Source organism: Pseudoalteromonas atlantica (assembly GCA_007988745.1).
In the GTDB taxonomy this organism is placed as follows: Bacteria; Pseudomonadota; Gammaproteobacteria; order Enterobacterales; family Alteromonadaceae; genus Pseudoalteromonas; species Pseudoalteromonas atlantica.
This window is the reverse complement of record BJUT01000085.1, coordinates 1-10,318: the sequence shown is the minus strand read 5'-3', so window position 1 is coordinate 10,318 and position 10,318 is coordinate 1. Positions and strand designations below refer to the sequence as shown.

The 10,318-nt window shown below is 42.4% G+C and carries 6 protein-coding genes and 1 pseudogene; 4 read left to right on the top strand and 3 right to left on the bottom strand.

Annotation, left to right across the window (positions count from 1 at the left end; all coding sequences use genetic code 11):
• Positions 1-298: 298 nt before the first annotated feature.
• Positions 299-826, bottom strand: coding sequence for a sugar O-acetyltransferase (locus PAT01_RS19335; RefSeq protein ID WP_154946017.1), 528 nt, complete (start codon positions 824-826; stop codon positions 299-301).
• 154 nt (positions 827-980) lie between these two features.
• Here PAT01_RS19335 and PAT01_RS19330 point away from each other — a divergent pair, with 154 nt between their 5' ends.
• From PAT01_RS19330 to PAT01_RS19315, 4 genes are all read left to right on the top strand, one after another.
• Positions 981-1,745 carry a DeoR/GlpR family DNA-binding transcription regulator gene (locus PAT01_RS19330; protein ID WP_121638182.1) on the top strand — a complete coding sequence of 255 codons (765 nt, stop codon included), beginning with the start codon at positions 981-983 and terminating at the stop codon, positions 1,743-1,745.
• A 46-nt stretch (positions 1,746-1,791) separates the two neighbouring features.
• Complete coding sequence (gene glmS / locus PAT01_RS19325) at positions 1,792-3,612, top strand: glutamine--fructose-6-phosphate transaminase (isomerizing) (RefSeq protein WP_004588894.1); 1,821 nt, start codon at positions 1,792-1,794, stop codon at positions 3,610-3,612.
• 111 nt (positions 3,613-3,723) lie between these two features.
• On the top strand, positions 3,724-4,911 hold the full coding sequence (locus PAT01_RS19320; RefSeq protein ID WP_138579401.1) for an alpha/beta hydrolase-fold protein: 1,188 nt from the start codon (positions 3,724-3,726) through the stop codon (positions 4,909-4,911).
• A 205-nt stretch (positions 4,912-5,116) separates the two neighbouring features.
• A complete protein-coding gene (locus tag PAT01_RS19315; RefSeq protein ID WP_138579403.1) occupies positions 5,117-6,418 on the top strand; it encodes a DEAD/DEAH box helicase in 1,302 nt (433 codons plus the stop codon).
• Between the two features lie 96 nt (positions 6,419-6,514).
• Here PAT01_RS19315 and PAT01_RS19310 read toward each other — a convergent pair whose 3' ends face one another.
• On the bottom strand, positions 6,515-9,736 hold the full coding sequence (locus tag PAT01_RS19310) for a S41 family peptidase (RefSeq protein ID WP_138579405.1): 3,222 nt from the start codon (positions 9,734-9,736) through the stop codon (positions 6,515-6,517).
• A gap of 155 nt (positions 9,737-9,891) precedes the next feature.
• A pseudogene (locus tag PAT01_RS19305) lies at positions 9,892-10,035 on the bottom strand (5-methyltetrahydrofolate--homocysteine methyltransferase); the annotation flags it as partial.
• Between the last annotated feature and the right edge of the window lie 283 nt (positions 10,036-10,318).

Genomic DNA, 10,318 nt, shown 5'->3' with positions numbered 1-10,318 from the left:
TTGTCTGGGATTTAATAAATAGCCGAACTCAGTAGAAAAACGAAACAGCTCGAGGGCGAGCCCTACGAAAGGCCGACCCGACACAATGATAATGTAGCATTTGCTATGTGACTCTCTACCGCTGTGGGCACTACGACATCGCCAAGCTCCAAATAAAAGAAAGCCCGACTAGCAATAGTCGGGCTTTTTTACGTCCGTAGAAAAGTGAAATGCGGACAATTAATGTACACTTATCTACTTCTAGAATGTAGGTCGAGTGAGCGAAGCTACCCCCGACGCTAAAAAACATCGATTATAATTATAGTGTTCTTATCTCACGAGCTGGATTACCAGCAACAACAGTATCCGCCTTTACATTTTTAGTTACTACAGAACCCGCACCAATAACACTGTTATCCCCAATGCATACGCCCGCTAAAATAATTACACCTGCGCCAATCCATACGTTGTTGCCTATTGTAATAGGAGCAGCAAAGTTTTCTTTATTCAGTCGCTGTGTAGGGTTAACAGCATGGGATACAGTCAATAGCTGAACATTGGGGCCAATTAAGCAGTCATCACCAATGCTGATAGCTCCTTCACTAATTGGGGCATCTAATACCGTACAGTTAATGTTTATGAAGCTACGATCACCAATAGCTATTTGATTACCATAATTGCAATGAAAACCTGATTCTATAATTACGCCTTCACCGCATTGAGCGAATAGCTCTTTAATGCGTTTTAAATTACCTTTACTCGGGCTTTTATTGAAGAGTCGGCATATTTCGCCTGTTTGTTTACGTAGGGCTAAAAGCTCTTTGTTTAAGCTATTAAATGGCTGCATTAAGGTTTCTTTGTTTAGTTAAGAGATGCTGTGACTATTTTACCTTTATTATTACTCGTTGAAAGCTGCTTTATTTTTGCTCGTTCACTTGCCATTTAACTTGTTTCGTTTAGAATTGCACATCTTTCGAAACGAAACTTAATCTACGAGCTTTATGACTAAACGAAACACCCAGCAACGCCGTCATTTAATACTTACTCAGGTAAATGAGCTAGGTGAAGTGGCTGTTGAAAAGCTCGCTGAGCAGTTTCAAACATCTGAAGTAACCATTCGTAAAGATTTAACCGCGCTTGAAAAAAGTGGCTTATTACTGCGCCGTTACGGCGGTGCTATCGCACTGCCAAAAGAAATCGTCACCGACGAAATAGACTCTAAGCGCAAAGTAGCAATAGCAAAGGCTGCTGCTGCACTTATAAAAGATCATAACCGTATTATTATTGATAGCGGGCGTACTACGGCCGCTATGATCCCAGAGCTTGCAAATAAGCGCGGGTTAGTTGTAATGACTAACGCGATTAAAGTGGCGAGCCGTTTACTATCACTTGAAAACGAGCCAACACTTTTAATGACTGGCGGAACATGGGATCCGCATTCTGAGTCGTTTCAGGGGCAAGTTGCCGAAAACGTATTATGCTCTTATGACTTTGATCAGCTATTTATTGGTGCTGACGGCATAGATGTAAAACGCGGCACGACTACCTTTAATGAGTTAGTCGGCTTAAGCCAAGTTATGGCAAAAGCCGCACGTGAAGTAATAGTAATGGTTGAATCAGATAAGATTGGCCGAAAAATACCAAATTTAGAATTACCGTGGAAAATAGTAACCACATTAATAACCGATACTGGCTTAGCAGATGATAAACGCAAAGCGATTGAGGCGTGTGGTGTAAAACTAATTTGTGCAGAGATTATTGAATAGTAACTACAAAGCTAGTTACTAGAATTAAAAAATTAATGGAGACACTATGTGTGGAATAGTTGGGGCAGTTGCAGAACGTCCAGTAAATAAAATTTTAGTTGAAGGCCTTAAACGTCTTGAATACCGTGGCTACGACTCTGCCGGTGTAGCACTTTTAGAAGGCTCTACGCTAAATACTGTAAAAGCAGTAGGTAAAGTAGTTAACGTAGAAGCTGCACTTGAGAAAGCAGGCGTTAGCGGCCATACAGGTATTGCACACACTCGCTGGGCAACACACGGTAGTGTAACTGAAGAAAACGCTCACCCGCATGTATCAAACAACCAACTAGCACTTGTACATAACGGTATTATTGAAAACCACGCAAGCCTACGCGCATCACTTAAAGAAGAAGGCTACGAGTTCTTATCTGAAACCGATACCGAAGTAATGGTGCACTTAATTCATAAGCTTCGTAAGCAACACACTACGTTACTTGCATCTGTTCAAGCAGCGGTTAAGCAATTTGAAGGTGCATTTGGTACCGTTGTATTTGATAAAGCAAACGACAACGAAATCATCGTAGCGCGCTCAGGTAGCCCACTGGTTATAGGTTTAGGCCTTGGCGAAAACTTTATTGCTTCTGATCAGTTAGCACTATTACCTGTTACTCGCAGCTTTATATTTTTAGAAGAAGGCGACGTAGCCCGCATTACGCGCGACACAGTAGAAATTTTTGATGAAAATGGCGATGCTGTAGAGCGTGAAGTTGTTGAATCAAATATCACACAAGATGCTTCAGGCAAAGGCGATTACCGCCACTACATGCTAAAAGAAATCTACGAGCAACCACTTGCGGTACGCAATACCCTTGAAGGACGTTTAAACGACGACCGCGTAGCAATTGATGCCTTTGGCGACAGCGCTCAGCAAATATTTAAAGATGTAAAACACGTACAAATTATTGCCTGTGGTACGTCATACCATTCAGGTATGGTTGCACGTTATTGGCTTGAGCAATTTGCGGGTGTTAGCTGTAATGTTGAGATTGCCTCTGAGTTTAGATACCGTCAGTCGTTTGTTCATGAAAACAGCCTACTTGTGACTATTTCACAATCGGGTGAAACAGCCGATACGCTAGCGGCATTACGTTTAGCTAAAGAGCAAGGTTACATGGCATCAATGACCATTTGTAACGTACCGGGTTCATCGCTTGTGCGCGAATCAGATCTAGCCTTTATGACCAAAGCCGGCGCTGAAATTGGTGTAGCTTCTACTAAAGCATTTACAACGCAATTAGTTGGTTTGTTAATGCTTACTGCGTCTATAGCGCAAGAAAAACAGCTTGATCAAAGTGCCATTGTAAATGCAATTAAAGTACTTCCTGCTAAGCTTGAAGAAACATTACTACTGGCAGATGGCATTGCAGACCTTGCAGAAGAATTTGCCGACAAGCATCACTCACTGTTTTTAGGTCGTGGCTCGCAATACCCAATTGCAATGGAAGGTGCGCTTAAACTTAAAGAGATTTCATATATTCACGCAGAAGCCTACGCAGCGGGCGAGCTTAAACATGGGCCACTTGCACTTATTGATGCCGACATGCCAATTATTGTTGTAGCGCCAAACAATGAGCTATTAGAAAAGCTTAAATCAAACGTAGAAGAAGTACGTGCACGTGGCGGCATTATTTACGTATTCGCAGATAAAGATTCACACTTTGAGTCAGACGACACAATGCGTGTAATCAACGTAAACCACACTGACGACATTATTGCGCCAATTGTTTACACACTGCCATTACAGTTACTCTCGTATTACGTAGCGGTAATTAAAGGCACAGACGTTGACCAACCACGTAACTTAGCTAAATCGGTTACTGTTGAGTAAAATCAAAAGGTTGGTAATTACCTGTTAAAGATAAAAAGGCGCTTAATGCGCTTTTTTTGTACCTTAAAGCCTGTTAGATTAAATAACACACTATTTTCTAAAGGATTAGTAATGCGTTTATTAACCGCTGTTTTTATATGTAGTTTATTTATATTTTATTCTAGTAGCACACTTGCAGAGCCTGATTTAAAACAGCAAACCATTAGTTATACGCAACAAACACATACTATTAAATCAGCCGTTTTAAATGAGCAACGTACCGTTGTAGTCCAGCTTCCAAAGAGTTATCAAGCTAATCCAGACAAGGTTTATCCGGTCATTTATCGCCTTGATGGCGCGGGTAATATACCGCTTATAAGTGCAGTGATGGAGCGATTACAAAATGATAATCGTGTGCCTGAAGTTATTATTGTCGCTATTGAAAATACCAATCGCTTAAGAGATTTATACCCCACAGTTAATAAAGAGCCACAAGGCCCGGTAGGTGAAGGCGGTGGTGCAGTAAAGTTTTTAGCATTTATTGAGCAAGAGCTTATGCCCTTAATTAATAAAAGTTACCGTTCGCACAACTTTAATGTAATTGCTGGGGCTTCTGCGGCAGGCGTGTTTGCACTTTATACAATGCAAGCTAACCCTGAGCTTTTCCAAGCACACATTGCTTACAGCCCTGCGGTTTGGTGGAACTATGGCGCACCGGTAAAAGCGGCTAAGTCGTTTATCAATAAATCAAAAGATCTGAATAACTATGTTTATATAAATATTGGTGAAGAAGCTGGCTTAATGCGTGAGCGATATAATGAGCTGCAGCAAGCTTTGCAATCTAATAGCTTGCCAAATTTACGCTTCTTTAGTGACGCGTTTAATAATGTATCGCATAACCTGACTTCGGTTGCTGGTTCATTTAATGCCTATCACAACTTATTTTTGCCTAAACAAATGCCTATGAGTGCTTTAAGCGATGATATAGAGTCTATTGATGTTTATTATAAAAAGTTATCTCAACAATGGGGCGAGCAGATTGCGCCACCGGATCGCGCTGTTAGATCACTCGGTTATAACTTAACGGGCAGCAAGCAATTTACCCGTGCTATTGAAGTGTTTAAGTACAATATAAAAAACCACCCAAAATCAGTCGATGCGTTTTCTGCCCTATCTTATGGCTATGAAATGCAAGGCGATACTCGCCAAGCGCTTGAACAGATGGAGTCTGCTTTAGCCATTACAAATGAATCATATCCTTATATAAATTATTTAAGAGAAACAAAAGCTAGGTTACAAGCAGAACTTAGCAAGAACTAATAATATTGCTAACTTAGTTGTTGGCTTTTTATGAAAGCCTCTTTAAGTTTGGAGTGCTCACGGTGACAGTCAAATTTCCTCGAAGCTTGTAGCTCGACGCTCGCAGCCATTACTTAAACCACATTAAAATCACTAATCCCTACTTAATAAGCGCTAAATACGCTAAAATTACAGGCTACTTTTTTAGCAATAAGCCCACAATTTTATGACCTCAGCAACAAGCCCTAGCACCTTTAACGATCTTGGCCTTATTCCAGAGCTACAAGCTCGTTTAACCGATTTGGAATATAACCAACCTACGCCAATTCAAGCTAAGGCGATTCCAAGTGTACTGGCTGGTAGCGATTTAATTGCGGGGGCAAATACTGGCTCAGGTAAAACAGCGACGTTTGCATTGCCTATGCTACAAACCCTATTTGTAGAACAAGGCGCTAAAAAAACAGCGAGCAAAGGTAACTTTGTCACTGGGCTTATTTTGGTACCTACGCGCGAGCTTGCTACGCAGGTGGCCGATAGCGTTAAATCGTATTCTGCTAACTTTAATGGCGCCATTAAAACGGTGGCGGTGTTTGGTGGTGTGTCGGTTAATACACAAATGCAGGCTCTACGCGGCGGCGCCGATATCATTGTTGCAACGCCAGGGCGTTTGCTCGATTTAATCTCAAGCAATGCTATTAAGCTCGATAAAGTAACAACCTTAGTGCTTGATGAAGCCGACCGCATGTTAAGCCTTGGCTTTACCGAAGAGCTGGCTGAGTTATTAGCGTTAATGCCTGCTAAAAAACAAACTATGTTGTTTTCAGCAACCTTCCCAGAGCAAGTAACACAATTAACGCAAGAGCTGTTAACCAACCCAGTAGAAATACAAGTTCAAAGTAAAGACGAAAGTACCTTAGTACAGCGCGTATTTACGGTTAATAAAGGCGAAAAAACCACGGTTTTAGCGCATTTAATTAAAGCGCATAAATGGCGCCAAGCACTTATTTTTGTAAACGCTAAAAAAGACTGTGAGCACTTAGCAGGTAAGCTTGAAAAGCGTGGTATTAACGCACAGGTATTTCATGGTGATAAAGGCCAAAGTGAGCGTACTCGCGTAATTGAAAAGTTTAAAGCGGGCGAAATAGAAGTACTTATAGCCACCGATATAGCAGCCCGTGGTTTAGATATTGCCAAACTGCCTGTTGTTATTAACTTTAACTTACCGCGTAGCCCCGCTGATTATATGCACCGTATTGGCCGAAGCGGCCGTGCCGGCGAAGTTGGCCTAGCGTTATCGTTAATTGATTACGAAGACTTTCATCACTTTAAAATAATCGAGAAAAAAAACAAACTGCGTTTAGAGCGTGAGGAAGTAACGGGTTTTGCGGTAAACCAAGCAAATCTTGATGCAGCACAAGCACTTAAAAACGAAAAGCCAATGGCAAAGCCTGAAGGCACAGGTAAGAAAAAGAAAAAAAATAAAGCCGATGATATAGATGATGTATGGAGTGGTTGGAGAAAAAAATAAGCTTTAACACTATATGAGTCATTAAATCCAAGTCATTAAAAAAACCCTGCAAATTATGCAGGGTTTTTTTTGGTATTAGCTTAGCTGTGTAGCAAATTAAAAATCAGTAGGTGCTGGTGGCACTACTAAAGGTTGCTTAGGGTTTGCTTTAAGCTCCTTTAATAACTCTTGTACAGCACGTTCTATTGATGGATCTTGGCCTTTATAAATAAGCTCTGGGCGATCAACCACTTTAATATCAGGAGCAACGCCTTCGTTTTCTATAATCCAGTTACCTTGGGTATCTAAAATACGGAAAGTAGCCGCAATAACTTGCCCGCCATCTACAAGAGCAGGGTTGCCAGAAATACCAATTAAGCCACCCCATGTACGCGTACCAATTAGCTTACCTAAACCCGCTTGGCGGAAGTAGTAAGGAATTGCGTCACCGCCTGAGCTTGAATAGCCGTTTATTAGCATTGCTTTAGGGCCGTCGTGCGCAAACTGTGGCGTTTTGGTCGGCTCTGTACCTCGGCGCTTCCAATAGTTAAGTGGTTTACGTGCAAGCCAGGTGATCATGTGCTCAGGAATATAGCCACCGCCATTGTAACGGTCATCAATAATCATGGCGTCTTTGGTGGTTTGCGGCATGTAATTTTTAAACATGGCGCGGTTACCTTCATATGCGGTATTTGGCAGGTGTACGTAGCCAATACGCCCGTTTGATAGCTTATTAACGTAGGCTGCACGCGAGTTAACCCAATCTAAATAACGCAGGCCTTGCTCACTGGCTACAGGTTTTACAGTTACTTGCCACGCGCCTTTGCTACGCGGTTTGCTGTTTAGCACTAGCTCCACTTGCTCGCCTTGGGTGTTTTCAAGGAGTTCGTAAAAGTTAGCCACGTCTTTAACCGAGCGGCCGTTTACCGCAATTATGTAATCGCCGTTATGTGCTTTTACGCCTGTAGTACCCAGTGGTGAGCGGAAATCGTCATGCCAGTTTTCACCTTTGAAAATTTGCTCTATTTTTACATAACCCGATGGATCGCTTGCAAGCTTAGCGCCTAATAAACCGTGGTTTTTACGCTCGGCTTTTGGCATATCACCCGATTGCACGTAAATATGACCAGAGTTAATTTCGCCGGCAATTTCGCTAAGCACGTAATCAAGGTCGCTACGATGGCTAATAGCATCAGCCATAGGCTGGTATTTAGCTAAAATAGCATCCCAATCTTGACCGTGGTGGTTTTCGTCGTAGAACCAGTCACGCAATGTGCGCCAGCCTTCTACGTACATTTGTTGCCACTCAGCTTGCGGGTTGATTTTAAGCGTCATTTTGCTTAAATCGAGCTTGTTGGCGTCTAGGTCTTGCTTTGGTTTAGGCTCAATTAAGCTGTAACCGCCGCTTGTATGTACAAGCAGATGCTCGCTGTTGCTCGATATAGTGTAATGGCTAACGCCTTTAGCCACGGTTTCTAGCTCGCTATCGTGTTCGGTGCCTATAAGTTGTAATCCGCCATTAGCAAGCGTCAGTACGCCGTCTTTTACTGCGGTTAAGCCACGGTAATCGCCAGCAGGAGCATTAAGCGCGGTAACACGTTGCATAAAGTCGTTGCTTTGCAGTGCGTTTTTAACTTTTTTGTCGCCTTCTTTTTCGTCGTCATCGTCTTTTACAATCGTGGTTTCATCACTTTGTAAGGCAATAAGCGGTTTAACACTGTCGTTTACTGCAGCCGCATAAATACGGGTGGCGCGGTTAAACATGTAGTCAAACTCGTAGCTGCTAAACGCAAGGTTAAAGTCGCGCTCAGAGCTAAAGTAAAGGTATTGGCCATCTGGCGAAAAGGTTGGGTTTTGCTCGTTACTCATTTCGTCTGTTAGGCGCGTTACTTTTTCTTTTTTAAGGTTGTAGTGCCACAGTGAGGCATAACGGTTTTCGTTATTTTTAACATACACAATGTCTTGGCTGTTAGGCGACCACGTATACTGAGTAATGCCGTCTTCGTCGTAAATGCCGGTATCAATTTTGTGTTGCTTGCCCGATTTTGCATCTAACCACCACAGTGTGTGGTTTTTATCTGCAAACAACAGCTTAGTGCTATCGGGTGACCAAATAGGCGTAAAGCGCCAAATAGTGCCATTACTAGTGAGTTGTTTAATGGCATTATTTTTACTGCGATCTTTTAGGTAAATTTCGTACTCGCCGCTTTCATCGCTCATGTAAGCAATGTAACGCCCATTTGGCGACCAGCTTGCGTCTATTTCACGGCTCTTATCTGTGTACGATAAGTTACGCGTAGGGCCTTGTTTAACAGGTACACTAAACAGCTCGCCACGGGCTGTAAATACAGCACGTTTGCCATCGTGAGAAATCGACATAGAATCAATAAAGTCGCTTACATTTTTGCTGTACGGCATAGCGTATTGGCGCACACCTGCAATGTTAATGCTCAGCTTAGTGCTTTTTTGTGTTTTTGCGTCAAAGCGATATAAGTAACCGCCGTTTTCGTAAACAACCGCATTAGGGCCTGCTGAGGGCCAAAGTACGTCAAAGTTTTTAAAGTTGGTGAGCTTTTTAGGCTCACTGCCTTTGCGATATTGGTAAAGGTTTAGTGTGTAATCACGGTCAGATACAAAATAAATATTGTCGCCAACCCAGGTAGGTTGCTGGTCGGTTGCACGGTTAGTGGTAAGTTGCTCTGAAGTGTTATTTTCTAAATCGTAAATCCATACGTCTTGCGCGCGCCCGCCACGGGTGCGTTTCCAAGTACGAAACTCACGGTCAATGGGCGTATAAACATACTTGCTACCATCCGGTGAGAGCATACCGCCGCCTGTTTCTGGAATAGCTAAAGGTTGCTCAAGGCCACCGTCGGCAGGGACCATATAAGGGCGACCCATACGTTTTCCCCATGGTGTGCGGTTTGCTCTAAACACCACATTTTTACCATCGGCGGTCCAATCTAAAACGCGGTAATCAAAGCCACCACGCGGCGGCATTGGGCCAACATCGTTGTAGTATGTAAGCTGCTTAAGGCCTGAGCCATCGCTGTTAATTACATAAACTTGGCGGCTGCCGTTATACTCAGCCGAAAACGCAATACGCTTACCATCAGGAGAAAACTTAGGAAATGTTTCAAAACCAATGTGGTCGGTTAAACGTTTGCTTTCGCCGGTTTGTGTATTAGCAATATAAATATCGCCGCTGTAAACAAAGGTCACGTTTTGGTTATGAATATCAGGAAAGCGTAGTAAGCGAGTGTCTTTAGTTTCATAGGCCGATACGCTCGGTGCAATAACCGCAGCCAAGGCAAGCGCCAATGTTGTTAATTTTTTCATGGGATTACATCCTATATTAATAGCTGTTACATCATAACAATAAGGTTATAAATAGCGATGCACTTGCGATAAAAGGTCTGTTACAAAATGTGAATAAAAAAAGGTTGGCATTAAAACGCCAACCTTCAGGGAGTACTCTTTTTTAAAGAGTGAAATTAGTGGTCGTGATCGTCTTCTTCTTCCTCTTGCGCAATACCAAGCCAAGTAATTGCACTAGGAGCAAAAGTAAGCTCAACCTCACTTTCAATTTCTAAGTCTTCAAGGTGTACTTGCACAACGTGCTGAGCAATAGGCTCGGCGTTTATTGCTGTGGCTCATTGGTTTAATTACCAACAATGCCTTAAACAAAATGACGATAACTGCCCGTGTTCAAGCGCTGAATCTGATCAGGTAGCTTAGCTTTATCAGTGCTACAAACAACTAACGTGTAGCACTTTAAATTAATCCCCTAGTGTTTAAATTTTTTAATAGCCTAAAGCTAAAAGTGAGTTAAAGTAATCATCCAATATTGGTTTATTACGCTTGGCTTAGGTTAGGGCGTGCTGATCTTTGCGGATTGAAATTTGTTCAATCTAGGGGCGA

What these genes read in the sequence shown, in the direction of transcription:
- PAT01_RS19330 (WP_121638182.1), top strand. Translation starts at nt 981, where the DNA reads ATGACTAAACGAAACACCCAGCAACGCCGTCATTTAATACTTACTCAG.
- PAT01_RS19315 (WP_138579403.1), top strand. Translation starts at nt 5,117, where the DNA reads ATGACCTCAGCAACAAGCCCTAGCACCTTTAACGATCTTGGCCTTATT.
- PAT01_RS19320 (WP_138579401.1), top strand. Translation starts at nt 3,724, where the DNA reads ATGCGTTTATTAACCGCTGTTTTTATATGTAGTTTATTTATATTTTAT.
- PAT01_RS19310 (WP_138579405.1), bottom strand. Translation starts at nt 9,736, where the DNA reads ATGAAAAAATTAACAACATTGGCGCTTGCCTTGGCTGCGGTTATTGCA.
- PAT01_RS19335 (WP_154946017.1), bottom strand. Translation starts at nt 826, where the DNA reads ATGCAGCCATTTAATAGCTTAAACAAAGAGCTTTTAGCCCTACGTAAA.
- glmS (WP_004588894.1), top strand. Translation starts at nt 1,792, where the DNA reads ATGTGTGGAATAGTTGGGGCAGTTGCAGAACGTCCAGTAAATAAAATT.